The following is a 15,030-nucleotide window of genomic DNA, read 5'->3' on the forward strand; positions in this document are numbered from 1 at the left end:
GATCACAGCAAACATGAACATGGGGAGGATGCCAATTGAACCGAATGACCCTCGAAGTTCGCGGCAACGACGGGATCGTCAAGGCAGCCGGCTCGGATGACGGCCAAGCCCAACTCGTATATTCGGGTGCCTATCAGCCAGGGGACGAAATCATTTTACGAAGCGAATCGAAAAACGTTTATCTCATCCTTCAGCTTGACGATGCCATGGGGCCGGCTTTCGTCTATTTAACGGATAACGAATACCGCTTTGCCGTACCGTTTGGCGAAAAAAAGTTTTCCTATTCCCCTAAAGCCTTTGCGGGCGAATTGCATGTGTTGACCGTGCGATTGGCAACGGAAGATGAAATCGGCGCTTACAAGGATGTTGCGCTTAATGTGTACGACCAGCACGAAAACGTTGCGTGTTTCCCGCACGCTTGCGCCAACGTGGAAACGCGCGGCGAATCCGTGTTTGCCGCCCGAAACGTGATTAATGGCAACGGCGTGAACTTTTCGCACGGAAAGTGGCCGTTCGAATCCTGGGGAATCAACCAGCGTCCCGATGCGGAGCTTACCGTCCATTTTGGCAGGCTCGTCGAAATCGATAAGGTCGCGTTAACGATCCGGGCCGATTTCCCGCACGACAGTTATTGGGAGCGGGCTACGTTGGCATTTTCGGACGGAAGCCGGCATACGGCGGATTTGATCAAAACCCGCAAGAAGCAAACGATCGTTTTTGAGCCGCGCAACGTGGAGTGGGTCACGATAAAAGAACTGATAAAAGCAGATGATCCGTCCCCGTTCCCGGCGCTGAGCCAGATCGAGATATTCGGCCGCGAAGGGGCAAAACGCGAATAGCGATTATTGGCTTAGCGCATAGTAAAAGGCGTACCGATCAAGCAAGGAGGCCTTTTCGCATGAATGTTCAAAGGGCAAAAGAAATCGCTGCGTCACCCGTCATGGCAAACGTGCTGTGCGAAGGCACGCAGATCTACATCCAGCACGTCAACGAGCAAACGGAAACGGCCCGCATCTATCCGCTCGGCAATCCGGAAGAGGAACGGGAAGTGCCGTTATATTCGTTATCGGAGCAAGATGGAGCGTTGGGATAAAAACGCGATACCGACCTGCAATATCCCGGCGCGAAAAAGCGTGCCAAGAACCTTCAACGGTTCGGGGAAGTGCCCGGCGTCGGCCATAACTGCAATGAAATCCCCTGTCGGAGGAATCCGGCGGGGGATTTTTTTGATGCGTTGTTGTCGAATAAATTTAAAGTTAGAAAAGGAAATGGGCGGGTCGCGAAGAAATGAGTTATTTGGTTGTAGATGATTTGGCAAGGGATGACATCATTTCGATAAAAATGAGGTGCGACTTGGATATGGTACTGGACAGCAGAAAGTATTGGGTGGAGACGCTGTGCCGCATTGCGGACCCGGTTTTGAATGCGCTTTCCGAAAAACGGTTGAAAACCGTGATGCCGATTAAAGGGGATCCTTCGCGGATTCGGTATATGCATTTGGAGGCGCTCGGCCGATTGCTGGCCGGCATGGCTCCTTGGCTTGAATCGGGCGCACGGTCTGGAGCGGAAGGGGAGCTGCGCGAGCGGTACGCGGCGTTGGCGCGGATGGCGATCGATGCGGGGACGGATCCGGATTCCCCGGATTACGTCAACTTGACCGAAGGCGAGCAGCCGCTGGTCGACATCGCGTTTCTGGCCCAGGCGATTCTGCGTGCGCCGAACGAGCTGTGGGATCAACTGGACGCCCGAGTCCGACGAAATGTGGCGCAAGCTTTGTATGCGATTCGGCGAGCAGTGGGACCCGATGCGGATCGACTATGCGCTAAAGCAGCATGAACATTGGTACGTGGGCGACGGGCTGTATTCGGACGGGGAGGAGTTCGCATGGGACTATTACAACGGGTTCGTCATTCATCCGATGCTGCTTGATATTCTGGAAACGGTCGGCGATCGATACGGGGATTGGGCCGCCCGGAAGGAAATGGCCGTTCAGAGAACAAAACGGTATGCGGCGATCCAGGAAAGGTTGATTTCGCCGGAAGGGACGTTTCCTCCGATCGGCCGATCGCTGGCGTACCGTTTCGGCGCTTTTCAGCCGTTAAGCCATATGGCGCTCCGCGGCGAACTTCCCGACAAGCTTGCCCCGTCCCAAGTGCGCTGCGCATTGACGGCGGTCATGCGGCGAATGGCGGAAGCCCCGGGTTTTTATGACGAACAGGGGTGGCTGAACATCGGCTTTTGCGGCGACCAGCCGGAAATCGGCGAGTTATACATTTCGACCGGAAGTGTATATCTTTGTTCCCTTGTCTTTTTGCCGCTGGGGCTTCCGGCGGAGTCTCCGTTCTGGAGCGATCCGGACCAGGATTGGACCTCGCGCCGGGCATGGTCGGGACGTTCTTTTCCGATCGATAAAAGCTTGTAGGCGGCGGGAAAAGAGGAGGGAAATTCATGTATAACGAAACGATAACGATTCCTTTATTGCCTGGTGAATGCTGGTGGGGCGGGGCCGTTCAGGACGGGACGCATATGCCTTTCGGGGCACTGCCGCATCGGCGCGATCTGTCGGGGGACCTGGCGTACAATCAGGGGAATCCGCTGCTTCTTTCAAACAAAGGGAGGTATGTCTGGTCGGATGAGCCCTTCCGTTTTGCGTTGGCCAAAGGCCAATTAACCATTGAAGGGGAGAAGGGGACATTGACGTTCGGAGCGGACGGAGGGAATTTGCGCGGCGCGTTCCTTCAGGCCTCCCGAAACCATTTCCCGCCATCCGGAACGTATCCGGACATGCAGTTTTTTAACGTTCCCCAGTATAACACCTGGATGGAAATGAGCTACGAGCCGACACAGGCGAAGGTGATAGCCTATGCGGAGGCGATCCTTGAACACGGGCTTCCGCCGGGGATTCTGATGATCGACGACAATTGGCATGAAGATTACGGAACGCTTGAATTCCACCCGGGCCGTTTCCCCGATCCGAGAGGCATGATCGACCGGCTCCATGAGCTCGGATTCCGCGTCATGCTGTGGGTTTGCCCCTTTATCAGCCCGGACGGCGAGGTGTTCCGCATGCTCCGGCAGCGGGGGTATTTGCTGCGGAATTCCGCAGGAAGCCCGATCGTCAGAGAATGGTGGAACGGGTACAGCGCCGTTTTGGACGGATCGCATCCCGAAGCCGTCGATTGGTTTACTGGCGAACTGGACCGGCTTATCCATAATTACGGAGTGGACGGTTTTAAATTGGACGCGGGAGATCCCCAATATTACCGTACCGATGATGTCAGCGCTCAGCCGATGACGCCGAACGGCCAATGCGAGGCTTGGGCCCGCATCGGATTGCGATATGCCTTCAACGAATACCGGGCTTGCTGGAAATGCGCAGGGCAGCCGTTGGTGCAGCGGCTCAGCGACAAAAACCACAGCTGGGGAAACGACGGCCTGGCCAGCTTGATTCCGAACGGTTTGGCGCAGGGACTTGCGGGTTATGCGTTTCATTGTCCGGACATGGTCGGCGGCGGGCAGTACGGGGACTTGATCCTGCCTGATTTTGAAGTCGATGCCGAGCTGTTCGTCCGTTACGCACAGTGTTCGGCGTTGTTCCCGATGATGCAATTTTCTACCGCGCCGTGGAGGGTGCTGGATGAGACGCATTTGGAGCATTGCATTCGAGCGGCGCATTTGCACTGCCGAATGGGAGAGGAAATCGCGGCTTTGGCCAAGTCCGCCGCAGCAACGGGTGAACCGATCATGAGGCATTTGGCCTATGTGTTTCCGGAAGAAGGATATGAGCAGGTAAGCGATCAATTTATGCTGGGGGACGATATTTTGGTGGCTCCGGTAGTCAAAAAGGGCGCGGTAACGCGTAAAATAGTCTTCCCGTCCGGAACGTGGCAGGGGGATGACGGCAGCATCGTAATCGGACCGTGCGAACGGGAAGTTGCCGCTCCGCTGTCGAGGCTTCCGTGGTACCGAAAGCAATAAAACGCCAAAAAAGCAGTCCAGCCGCTTGATCTTCAAGCGCTGGACTGCCGATTGATTATGCCCCGGTCTATAACTCCTTATAACCATGATAGAAGACATGGAGTCAATCATGGCACGACTATTTTGATCTGCTTCAGCGACGGCGGCCGGCCGCCCTAGTTTGTGATAAAAAAAGCCGGGCACTATAATAAAAAAGGTACGGGTCATAGAATCGGCCATCTTGGCGATCATAATCTCATATACATCACGCTAAAACGCAGGAGGCTATGCCATGTTAGGTGTCACGGTCAATCGATCGGACGAGCGTCGTTCGCTCGAAATGAAAGAAGTGGAAATTCCGCGCCCGGCTGCGGGCGAACTGCTGATCCAAGTGCATGCTGCAGCGGTCAACCGGACCGATATCGTTAACCGGCAGGGGAAGGCGGGTTATATGACTCATCCCATTTTAGGCGTTGAAGTCGCCGGAACGGTCGCAGAGGCAAGCGGCGATACCGGATTTAAAGCCGGCGACCGCGTCATGGGGTTGGTCAATGGGGGAGGTTATGCGGAATATGCCGTTATGCCCGCGGATCGGGCGATGAAAATTCCGGAATCCTTCACGTTCGCGGAAGCGGCCGCGATCCCGGAGGTGTTCCTGACGGCTTATCAAACGCTGTTTTGGATCGGAAAGCTCCGGGAGAACGAATCGGTATTAATTCATGCCGGCGCAAGCGGGGTGGGCACGGCGGCGATTCAACTCGCGAAAAAGCTGCGCAACGCCAAAGTCATCGTGACGGCCGGCAGCCGGCAAAAGCTTGATTTTTGCCAAAAGCTTGGTGCCGACGTCCTTATCAACTATAAAGAGCAAAACTTTGACGAGGAAGTGCTGAAGGCCACGGAGGGCCAAGGGGCCGATGTCATCCTTGATTTCGTCGGAGCGGATTACTGGACCCGGAATTTGAACAGCATCAAAAAAGGCGGCCGCTGGGTGCTGATCGGCATTTTGGGAGGCAGCACCGTCGAGAAGGTGGACTTGTTTCCGCTGATGTCCAAAATGATCGAGGTGACGGGAACGCTGCTGACGCCGCGGGACGACGATTACAAAGCACGGTTGACGCGGGATTTTTACCAGGCGGTGCTGCCTTATTTCGAAAAAAGGGAGATTCTGCCCGTCGTCGATACGTCCTTTCCTTTGGAAAAAGCGGAGGAAGCGCACGAGCATATGCTGGGCAACCGGAATATCGGGAAAATCATCCTGGACGTGAAAACACGGTAAAGATCGGAACATGTTAAAAACAGGAGGACAGCCCCGTTAGCGCGGGTCATCCTCCTGTTTTTCTTTCGAATCTGAAGTTTGTTTACCTTAAGCCCGGTCTTTTTTGTCCTGAAGCAGCTCCAAAAACGCCCCTGCGGCCAACGACGGGGTCAGGGCCTTCGGGACCGCGATGCCGATCCGCCGGTCGGGCAAGGGGATTTCCGTGACAAGTTCCAGCAGGGAACCGTCCGCGATATCGGAAGCGACAAACGTTCGGGGCAAAAAAGCAACCCCGTACCCGCGCCTTGCAAACTCGGCCAGCATGTCCAAATTGGTTAACTCGAAATCGGCTTCCGCTTCAAATCCCTGCGATCGAAACCATCCTTCGATAAAAGAGCGGGTCGAACTGTCGGGAGATAACATCAACAAAGGAAGCTTGGTTAGCGTTGCCGCCGATAGAGGCTGCCGGGCCCAATCGGCAAAGGCGGTGCCTGCCACCGCGCAATACGGGGAGGCTTGGGTGGAATGGATCATGATCTCGTCGTCCGAAATCGGGAGATGGACGAACCCGAGATCGAGCGAACCGTTTTTCAGGCGCTCCAATATCCGGCTCGTTTTTTCCTGGGACATCTGGATTCGCACATGCGGATATCGGGCATGGTAAACGTCGAGCGACGGCAGGAGGAAATCCTTGATGATCGCTCCGTTTGCGCCGATGCGCAGCCTTCCTTCGCTGAAGCCCTTCAGCTTCTTCATGTGCCGCTCCGCGGAATCCAGTTCAGCAAAAGCCTGTCTCACGTGCAGGTACAAGGCATGGCCTTCCTGGGTCAGCCGCACGCCCTTCGACAGCCGGTCGAACAAAGCGACCCCGAGCGCTTCTTCCAGCTGCTTGATGGCGTAACTAACGGAAGGCTGCGTCATATGCAAGGTTTGAGCCGCTTTGGTAAGGTTGGAATGTTCGGCAGCATGAAGGAAGATGCGGTACCATTCGGTATTGATGACCATTTGATATCAATCCTCTCTATGTCAAACAGGGAAAATTGCAATTTCATTTATTTCAAATATAACGCTAAACTATATAAAAAGGAATCCCAACAACATGGAGGAATCGATATGGCAGGAAGCACGTTTGGAGAACGATTAAAAATGACCACGTTCGGAGAATCCCACGGGGAGGCGGTAGGCGTCATCGTGGAAGGCGTTACGCCGGGGGTCGAGCTGGACGAAGCATACATTCAGGTTCAGATGGATCGGAGAAAGCCGGGGCAATCCTCCGTTACGACGCCGCGCAAGGAATATGACAAAATCCGGATCGTATCCGGAATATTCGAGGGACGCACGACCGGCACGCCGCTGTGCATTTTGTTGAACAACACGGACATGCGCCCTTCGGCGTACGATGACATCAAATCCATGTACAGACCGGGACATGCGGATTTCACCTACGACAAAAAATACGGGATCCGCGACTACCGCGGCAGCGGCAGAGCTTCGGGCAGAGAAACGGCAGGCCGGGTGGCCGCGGGCGCCGTGGCGCGGAAATTGCTGGAACGTCGGGGCGTTTCGGTCGTGGCCTACACGACCGAGATCGGCGGCATCCAATGCGACGTTTTCGATGAAAGCGCCATTGAACGCAACGCGGTGCGCGCATGCGATCCGGCGGCGGCCGAACGCATGATCGAACTTATCGAACGGTTGTCGGCCGAAGGCGACAGCTGCGGCGGCATCGTCGAATGCCGCATTCGCGGCGTCGCGCCTGGACTCGGAGAGCCCGTGTTCGACAAGCTGGATGCGGAGCTGGCCAAAGCCATGCTGTCGATCGGGGCGATCAAAGGCATCGAATTCGGCGCCGGTTTTCAGGCGGCCGCGATGCGGGGCAGCGAACACAACGACCAGATGGACGCGAGCGGTTTCCTCACCAACAACGCGGGAGGCATCATCGGCGGCATCAGCACGGGGGAAGAGATCGTGTTCCGGGTGGCCGTCAAGCCGACGTCGTCGATCTCCGCTCCGCAGCGGACCGTGGACGTGGAAGGGAACGAAAGGGAGATTCAAACGATCGGCAGACATGATCCGTGCATCTGTCCGCGCGTCGTGCCGGTGATCGAGGCGATGGCATGCATGGTCGTCGAAGATCATTACAAACGTCAGGCAGCTTTGCTGGACGAATAGAAAGGAGGTCAGCCGACGGATTTTCGATCGGCTGGCCTTTTCCTTTTGCCATGCGCAAACACAGGAGGGGAAGGTTATGGACTTGATGCTGGCCAAAGTGGAAACGGAGAACGAAATCGCAACCGTCGCTGAAATGGCATCGCAAATTTGGTTCGAGTATTTCGTAAGCATTATCTCGAAGGAACAAATCGCATATATGGTGGAGAAATTCCAATTCGCTCCGGCCATGACGGAGCAAATCAAAAGGCAAGGATATGAATATTACGTCATGAAAGCAGAGAGCCGGAACGTCGGCTATTTGGCCGTCAGAGAGGATGAAGGCAAGCTGTTCCTGAGCAAATTCTACATCCGCAAGGAAGAGCGGGGAAAAGGATATGCCAGCCAAGCGATGGAACAACTGACCGGGCGCTGCAAAGAGCGAAAATTGGCCTCGATCTGGTTGACGGTCAACCGGCATAATCATTCGGCCATCGCCGTGTACAACAAAAAAGGCTTCGAAACCGTCAAGACCCAGGTAGCGGACATCGGGAACGGTTTTGTGATGGACGATTATGTCATGGAGAAAACGATCGGTTGATCCCAAAGTTGCAAAGAAAAAAGAGTCTCGATTGCCTAAGGCGGCGAACCGGGACTCTTTTTTTATGGATTTACAGAATCTTGTTCAAGCGCAGCAAGTATTCCCCTCGGTTCAAAGGATTCAACCGTCTGCGTTCATTTTCCGGATAAGCGGACCGGACTTCCGCGTATCCGCCCGGCTTCATCGACAGCAGGCCTTCGCCGTTGGTTAACGAGCTCAGCTCCGTCTGCAGCCGGTCGGCCGTACGCACCGGAATGGTCCCGTTCAAACGGACCGCCGTCCCTTGAAGCTCCGGCTCATGAAATGAGCCTTCAAGCTGCGCAAGCCGCGTGATCACTTTGCTTAAAGCGGTCTCCGGCACGACCAAGTGAACGGCGTTCACAGGTTCGAAAACGGCCGTCCCCGCTTTGGACAACGCGTCCATCAACACGAGCGGGGCCAATCTCCGGAAATCCTTGGCCGTAGATACCGGGCTGGCGTATCCGGTATGCGTCAAAGTAACGGCGATATCGGTGACGGGCCAACCGTACAAACCTTCTTTCAACGTTTCCTCAACCGTCTCCCGGATAGCCTTCTGAAAAGAAAGGGGAAGGGACCCCAATTCAACCGCCAAGGAATAGGTGATCCCGCTGCCGGATGTTCCCGGCTCGACTGTGAAACCGACGGTGGCCCAAAAGAGATTGCCCGGATCCCCCATCATTTCCGCGGATTCCCCTACACCGGCCGGTTTTTCGATGCACAGCACTTTTGGCGGGGAAAAAGTCACCTGTATCCCGTATTGCTCCCGGATGGTATCGGCCAGCACTTCCTGTTGAACCCTGCCGAATACCCGGATCGTATGCTCGTTGGCGTACTGATCGTGTTGGTATTCCAAATAAGGATCCTCGACGGTCAGCCTGCTGAGCGCCTGATGAAGCATCGCCGAATGTTCCTTTTTTCGGCAAGTACCTGGACCTGGATCGGCGGTTTATGGAAGGCAAAGTCCTTGATTCGGTCGGAACGGAAGCCGATCACATCGCCTATGTGCAATTCGCTTCCGGGAAGCACGGCGATGTCCCCCGCTTCGATGCAGCCGGCCGCTGTTTTTTTCCCGGCTTGCAAGGCGTACAGCTGCTTGACCTTCAAGGATCGGATGTGCCCGGCCCTGGAAATGACCCGAACTTCATCCCGCAGCCGAAGCCGGCCCGCGAATAACCGGACGTAAGCAGCTTGTTCGTCGGACGAATCTTTGATCACTTTAAACACGAACCCCGACAGCGGCGGAAGGTCTTCGGCAGTTGAAAGCACGGCCGATCCGCTTGTCGGAATGAAATCGCCCAGACAGGACAGCAGCCGATCGACCCCAATGCCTTTGGCCGCAGAACCGGCGAATAAAGGATAGGCTTTTCCTGCCTTGGTTTGCCGGATCAATTCTTCATACAGCCTGTCTGCCGAAACCGGGATGTCCTCCGCATACATCCGCAGCAGCTCGTCGTCCTGAAGGGCCAGCGTTTCCAGCCATCCTGCGGATACCGGATCCGCAGGGAGAACTCCGGCGTTTTCGGATCCTTCGTTTTCCGTGACCGTCATGTCGCAGATATGGGGATCCAACAGGTCTTGGATCAGGGTCCGCACTTGCCCATAATTCGCGCCCCGGCGGTCGATTTTGTTCATGAATAAGAGCGTCGGTATGCACAGCTCTTTTAACGTTTGCATGAGTACCCTCGTCTGCGCCTGAACGCCCTCCACCGCGGAGATGACGAGTATGACCCCGTCCAGCACGCTTAAAGCATGCTCGACTTCCGAAATAAAATCGGCGTGCCCCGGCGTATCGATCAAATTGACTTTCAAGCCGTCCACATCAAAAGATACCGCTGCGGATTTGACCGTAATCCCTCTTCTCCGTTCGATTTCCAGCGAATCGGTCGTCGTATCGCCCTGGTCGACGGACCCGGCGCGCTCCTTGACCCCCGTTTGGTACAGGATCTGCTCCGTCAGCGTCGTTTTGCCGGCGTCAACATGGGCCAACACCCCAATATTGATGATTTTCATATCGTTTAAACCTCGATTTCCTCATGTTAAATGGTCCTTTCGAATGAGTTGAATTTTTGAGTTGCCGCATTGACAATCGCCTCCGTTTGTTTTATTGCTCCTTATTTTACCCGTGATGGCCGGGCGGTGAGGGGGAGAAATCGATTATAGATGTTTTTTACCGCGGGCATGGCTTACAAGGCTGTAAGGTTGGCGTAAGCCAAATCAATAGGGAAAACCGGCAGGATCTTTTATACTAGGGCTCAGAATCATTCCGATCGTCTTGCCCATGGTTGCCTCAACATCCATTTTTGCAAGGCGAGATTCATATTTTTTGACATGAAGGTGACTACGATGGAAGAGAAACAGAAAAATGAGATATGGTTGAACGTCCTTTTGGTCGTCATGGTATTAGGCTGCCTGTCGCTGGCTATTGGTCATATGATGGATTGGTCCATGCACCTTGGGAAGCGATTATTCGCTTTCGCCGGCCGCGTTCTGGAGCGTATCGCGATTTGATGTGCGGTTTTTTGCCGTCGGAAGCACCGAGCGGGAACGTTACATTCCAATCGACAGACCTGCGCAGGCGGTTCCTCTCGAAAGAGAGGTCCAGCCTTTTTCCGTATGTATGAGTTTTTCCCCATACCAATCTATCAAATCCGGCATAAATTGATAGGGACGCTGGAAAAAGCCGGATTGGATCGGCTTTTTTCTATCCTTATTTTGGATTGAAGGGAGACAAAGGTCATGGGCAGAAAATCAATACAAGAACTGCAGGCGGGTTATGCGGACCATTCGTTTACGCCCCTGGAAATAACGAAACATTATTTGAAACGAATCAAATGCATGGACCCCGAACTGAACACCTATATCACGGTGGCGAAGCAAAGAGCGGTCAAAGAGGCGCGGATGGCCGAGGCCAAAGAAAACGCGGGCGAACAGACGGGGCTGCTCTACGGCATTCCGCTTTCGTATAAAGACAACATTGACACCAAAGGCATCCGCACGACTTACGGATCTTCGATCGATGCGAATCATGTTCCCGATAAAAACGCGGCAATCGTTCAGCGGCTTTACCGGGAGGATTCCATTCTCCTCGGAAAAAACAATATGCATGAATACGCCCTGGGCGTAACCTCCAACAATCCCCACTACGGTCCCGTCCATAATCCATGGAAAACGGAATACACGCCCGGGGGTTCGAGCGGCGGATCGGGAGCGGCCGTGGCCGCCGACTTGGCGGTTGCCTCGGTCGGAACGGATACCGGCGGTTCCGTGCGGATTCCGGCTGCATCATGCGGGGTCGTCGGATTGAAACCGACGTATGGCAAGGTTCCCGCCAAGGGAGTCTTTAACGTTTCATGGACGCTGGATCATGTAGGTCCGCTGACCGCCAATATGACGGATATGGCCATCCTTGCGGGGGCCATGGCAAAGCAGTCTTATCTGCCGTACCTTAAGCAGGATATCCGGGGACTTCGGATCGGCGTGCCCACAAGTTATTTCAACGAGCATATCGAAGCCGAAACGTATGCGCTGTATGTTAAATCCCTGGAAGCGCTGGAGGCGCTTGGCGCAATCCTGATCGATACGGACGTGTCGTTTGTTGCGGGCAACGCCGACGTCTCGCTAACGATCGCGGCGTCCGAAGCAGGATACGTCCACAAATCCAGGATGGAATGCTGCCTGTCGCAGTACGGGGCTGACGCGAGAGCTTTCCTTGAATCTTCGCGGGATATCACCGCGCTACAATATATTGAAGCGCTGAAGATGAAGGAATTCTATATGAAGAAATTCGATCAACTGTTCAGGGAAAACATCGATGTGCTCGCCACGCCGACCATACCGATTCCGGCAAGAAAAATCGGCGTGGACGAGGTCCAGATCGGGTCGTACAAGGAAAGCATTTTTGATGCCATGACCCGCTACACCGGCATATTCAATATGGCGGAGCTGCCTGCCCTGTCCATCCCGAACGGTCTGACGAGCGAAGGACTTCCGGTAGGGCTTCAGCTGGTCGCCGCGCGCTGCAGGGAAGATTTGCTGATTCGTGCCGGGTATGCGTACGAGCAGGATCAGCTGCAGGATTTTTACCGGCTGCGCGACGAAATATGCGCCGGATATTAAAAGCACTAAACGAAAAAACCACGTCTTACGACCGTTTCAACCGGCATCCGGACGCCTTGCGCGCGCCGGATGCTTTTTTAGTTCCAGCACTCGCACGTAGTACATGGCGAATCATAGCCGTCGCCGGGGCAGCCTGAACAGAGAAAAAAACGCAATATTTCCGTATTTTCTCAAGTCCGGAGGAACATACTAACCGAAAACCAGATTTTTTCCTATGCGTTAACGAATGATTTCCCGGGAGGCGTGAACATGAACAACGATAGCGAATCTGCAATTTCGCCGCGATTGACGGAAAATCTCGATCGGATCAAAGCGTTGTACGCAGATAGTTATGATGTCGTATTTCACCATCTCCAATGCGGCGAGAAGGCAGCGGCCGTCATCTATTTGACGGGCTTGACCGACAGCGATCAACTGAATCAGTTTGTTCTGGAGCCGGCGCTGCGAAAGATGAAGGACCAAGAGGGGGGACTTGGCGCATTATGCGAATGTTTGCCCGTATCGTCGTTCGCCAAGGCAGCAACGCTTGATCAACTGATCATGGAGATTGGAAACGGAAATCCGGTTCTGCTGATGGAAGATGAGGATCAAGCGCTCTCGTTTTCATTGGCCAAGTGGGAAAAACGTTCCATCACCGAACCGGAGGCCGAATCGGTCGTACGGGGCCCGCGCGAAGGATTCGTCGAGACGCTGATCGACAATGTTTCCCTGATTCGCCGAAAGCTGAAAACGCCGGCGCTGAAGATGAAATCGATGCGGATCGGGCGTTATTCCCAAACGGAGGTCGTGATCGCTTACCTGAACGATATCGTAGATCCGGCGCTGATTAAAGAAATCGAAGCGAGACTGGGACGAATCGACGTCGACGGAATATTGGAGAGCGGGAACATTGAGGAACTCATTGAAGACAATCCGTATTCGCCGTTTCCCCAAATGCAAACGACCGAACGTCCGGATGTCGTGGCGGCCAATCTGCTTGAAGGAAGGGCGGCGGTCCTGGTTGAAGGGACTCCGATCGTCCTGGTCATGCCGACGTCGATCTTTACGTTTTTGCATTCGCCCGAAGATTATTACCAACGTTATTATATCGGCTCCGCGATCCGGTGGCTCCGTTATCTGTTTTCCCTTATTGCTTTAATCGGCCCTTCTTTTTATGTGGCCGTCGTCACGTTTCATCAGGAGATGATTCCGACCACGCTGCTGTTGAACATGACGAAATCGCGGGAACAAATTCCTTTTCCGGCGCTTGTCGAAGCCCTGCTGATGGAGATTACGTTCGAAGCGCTCCGTGAAGCGGGAGTGAGGCTGCCCAAACAGATCGGTTCGGCGGTCAGCATCGTGGGGGCGCTCGTCATCGGACAAGCTGCGATTGCGGCGGGCCTCGTTTCTTCCCCGATGGTGATGGTCGTTGCAATCACCGGCATTGCCTCCTTTTTGATTCCGCATTTCACCCTTGGCATAACCATCCGGCTGCTGAGATTTCCGATGATGCTCTTGGCAGGAACGCTCGGCTTTTTTGGTTTGATGATGGGATTTGCGCTTATTTTGACTCATCTCTTCTCGCTGCGGTCGTTTGGCGTGCCGTATACTTCGTTCGCCACCGTCACCCATTGGAACCAGTTGAAGGATGTCAGCGTCCGGGCACCGTTTTGGAAAATGAACAGAAGACCGAAAACGGGATTCTGGAACCGGTACCGGCAAGGCTCCCATCAACGTCCGGGTCCCCCCGATGGAGGGAACAAAACATGAGGCTGCTCCGAAAATTCGGCATGACCTGCTTTTTACTCTGCATACTGCCTCTGATCGGAGGGTGCTGGGACCGGACGGAAGTCAACGATCTTGGACTGATTATGGCGGCAGGGCTGGATCTCGCCGAAAATGGAAACGTGGAACTTTCCGTGCAGGTTTTTACGCCCAACCAATCTAGCGGCGAAGGGGGAAGCAACAGCTTAATGGGCGGAGGCTCGGGAGGAAACAACTCGATTATCGTGCAAAGCGCCACAGGAACCGATTTTGCCGATGCGGCGGCCAAGCTGCAGGAACAGATGCCGCGAAAGGTTTTTTGGGGACACGGCGAGGTGTTTATTTTTGGCGAGAAACTTGCGCGCCAAGGCATCCTGAATCAAATGGATTTTATTTTCCGCCACCCGCAGCCGCGCGAGCGCGCTTACGTTTTCGTGAGCAAGGGGGATGCGAAAGAAATTTTGAAAATCATTCCGAAGGTCGAAAGGGATGTTGCGGAGACGCTGCGCGAGATGGCTATTTTGCCGTTCGGAATGGGCGTTTCGCTTAAAGATTTGAGCGAGATGCTTACGGGAAGATCCAAAGCGGCCGTCGTTCCGCTGGTGGATAAAAGAGTGGAACCCGAAGGAAACACCTTTCCATACATCACCGGAGCGGCCGTGCTTAAGGATGGGAAACTGACGGGAACATTCGGCGATAAGGTCAAACGCGAAACGCAGCTGATCCGGAACAAACTGAAGAGGACCAATGTCACTTTTCCCGTTAGCGGCAACCGTGGGAAGGATGAAGGCATGATGACCGTGCGGATCGTCAAAGGCCGAACGTCCCTCATTCCCGTAATCCGCGGTCATTCATGGAGCATCATCGTCCGTTTTGATGCGGAAGCAAGCATCCTGCAAAACGAAACCCGCGTCAACGTGACGAAACCGCAGGAGCTGCGCGGCGTGGAAGAGCAACTGAACAAGGAAATCGAAAAACGGGTGGCAGAAACGTTCCGGCTCATTCAAAGGGAAACGGGTGCCGACATATTCGGAGCTTCGGACGCTTTTTGGAGGAAATATCCCAAGGTATGGCTGAAGGAGCAGCGGCGCTGGGATGAAATTTTTCCTAACGTCAACGTTCGCACCGAATCCCGAGTCAAAATTCTATCGCCGGGATTTTCCGGAAAAAGTTATAAATAAGGGGGAAC

Annotated in this window: 13 protein-coding genes and 1 pseudogene; 11 read left to right on the forward strand and 3 right to left on the reverse strand. The window is 54.4% G+C overall.

Annotated features, from left to right (window positions below):
• Positions 1-44: 44 nt before the first annotated feature.
• The 5 genes and pseudogenes from KI367_RS15320 to KI367_RS15340 all read left to right on the forward strand — a co-directional run bounded on the left by KI367_RS15320 (position 45) and on the right by KI367_RS15340 (position 5,233).
• Positions 45-839 (forward strand): carbohydrate-binding protein, encoded by a 795-nt coding sequence (locus KI367_RS15320; RefSeq protein WP_246536982.1) that lies wholly within the window; start codon positions 45-47, stop codon positions 837-839.
• 59 nt (positions 840-898) lie between these two features.
• Positions 899-1,093 carry a small acid-soluble spore protein H gene (locus KI367_RS15325; protein WP_212950699.1) on the forward strand — a complete coding sequence of 65 codons (195 nt, stop codon included), beginning with the start codon at positions 899-901 and terminating at the stop codon, positions 1,091-1,093.
• Between the two features lie 248 nt (positions 1,094-1,341).
• A pseudogene (locus KI367_RS15330) lies at positions 1,342-2,422 on the forward strand (DUF2264 domain-containing protein).
• Between the two features lie 26 nt (positions 2,423-2,448).
• Positions 2,449-3,978 (forward strand): glycoside hydrolase family 31 protein, encoded by a 1,530-nt coding sequence (locus tag KI367_RS15335; RefSeq protein WP_212950701.1) that lies wholly within the window; start codon positions 2,449-2,451, stop codon positions 3,976-3,978.
• A 271-nt stretch (positions 3,979-4,249) separates the two neighbouring features.
• Positions 4,250-5,233: an NAD(P)H-quinone oxidoreductase gene (locus KI367_RS15340; protein WP_212950703.1), complete on the forward strand. Its 984-nt coding sequence runs from the start codon at positions 4,250-4,252 to the stop codon at positions 5,231-5,233.
• Between the two features lie 87 nt (positions 5,234-5,320).
• Here the strand turns inward: KI367_RS15340 and KI367_RS15345 are convergent, their stop codons facing one another.
• The gene (locus KI367_RS15345) at positions 5,321-6,217 is read right to left on the reverse strand and encodes a LysR family transcriptional regulator (RefSeq protein ID WP_036714002.1); all 897 of its coding nucleotides are present in this window, start codon (positions 6,215-6,217) and stop codon (positions 5,321-5,323) included.
• 108 nt (positions 6,218-6,325) lie between these two features.
• Between KI367_RS15345 and aroC the strand changes: the two genes are divergently transcribed.
• Together aroC and KI367_RS15355 are read left to right on the forward strand one after the other, a co-directional pair.
• Positions 6,326-7,384 carry a chorismate synthase gene (gene aroC, locus KI367_RS15350; protein WP_212950705.1) on the forward strand — a complete coding sequence of 353 codons (1,059 nt, stop codon included), beginning with the start codon at positions 6,326-6,328 and terminating at the stop codon, positions 7,382-7,384.
• Positions 7,385-7,460: 76 nt separating this feature from the next.
• Positions 7,461-7,961 carry a GNAT family N-acetyltransferase gene (locus tag KI367_RS15355; RefSeq protein ID WP_212950707.1) on the forward strand — a complete coding sequence of 167 codons (501 nt, stop codon included), beginning with the start codon at positions 7,461-7,463 and terminating at the stop codon, positions 7,959-7,961.
• A gap of 70 nt (positions 7,962-8,031) precedes the next feature.
• Here the strand turns inward: KI367_RS15355 and KI367_RS27185 are convergent, their stop codons facing one another.
• Both KI367_RS27185 and KI367_RS27190 read right to left on the reverse strand, forming a co-directional pair.
• Positions 8,032-8,880: a GTP-binding protein gene (locus tag KI367_RS27185; RefSeq protein WP_246536971.1), complete on the reverse strand. Its 849-nt coding sequence runs from the start codon at positions 8,878-8,880 to the stop codon at positions 8,032-8,034.
• A complete protein-coding gene (locus tag KI367_RS27190; protein ID WP_246536972.1) occupies positions 8,853-9,992 on the reverse strand; it encodes a GTP-binding protein in 1,140 nt (379 codons plus the stop codon). Before KI367_RS27190 ends, KI367_RS27185 begins: the two co-directional genes overlap by 28 nt.
• 333 nt (positions 9,993-10,325) lie before the next feature.
• Between KI367_RS27190 and KI367_RS15365 the strand changes: the two genes are divergently transcribed.
• From KI367_RS15365 to KI367_RS15380, 4 genes are all read left to right on the forward strand, one after another.
• Positions 10,326-10,490 carry a hypothetical protein gene (locus tag KI367_RS15365; protein WP_156124696.1) on the forward strand — a complete coding sequence of 55 codons (165 nt, stop codon included), beginning with the start codon at positions 10,326-10,328 and terminating at the stop codon, positions 10,488-10,490.
• 228 nt (positions 10,491-10,718) lie between these two features.
• Positions 10,719-12,098 carry an amidase gene (locus KI367_RS15370; protein ID WP_036714006.1) on the forward strand — a complete coding sequence of 460 codons (1,380 nt, stop codon included), beginning with the start codon at positions 10,719-10,721 and terminating at the stop codon, positions 12,096-12,098.
• 249 nt (positions 12,099-12,347) lie between these two features.
• A complete protein-coding gene (locus tag KI367_RS15375) occupies positions 12,348-13,847 on the forward strand; it encodes a spore germination protein (protein WP_212950709.1) in 1,500 nt (499 codons plus the stop codon).
• Entirely contained in the window at positions 13,844-15,022 is a 1,179-nt protein-coding gene (locus KI367_RS15380) for a Ger(x)C family spore germination protein (RefSeq protein ID WP_212950711.1), read from the forward strand. Before KI367_RS15375 ends, KI367_RS15380 begins: the two co-directional genes overlap by 4 nt.
• The last annotated feature ends 8 nt before the right edge of the window (positions 15,023-15,030 follow it).

The sequence above is a fragment of the Paenibacillus cookii genome (assembly GCF_018333375.1).
Lineage (GTDB): Bacteria > Bacillota > Bacilli > Paenibacillales > Paenibacillaceae > Paenibacillus_AQ > Paenibacillus_AQ cookii.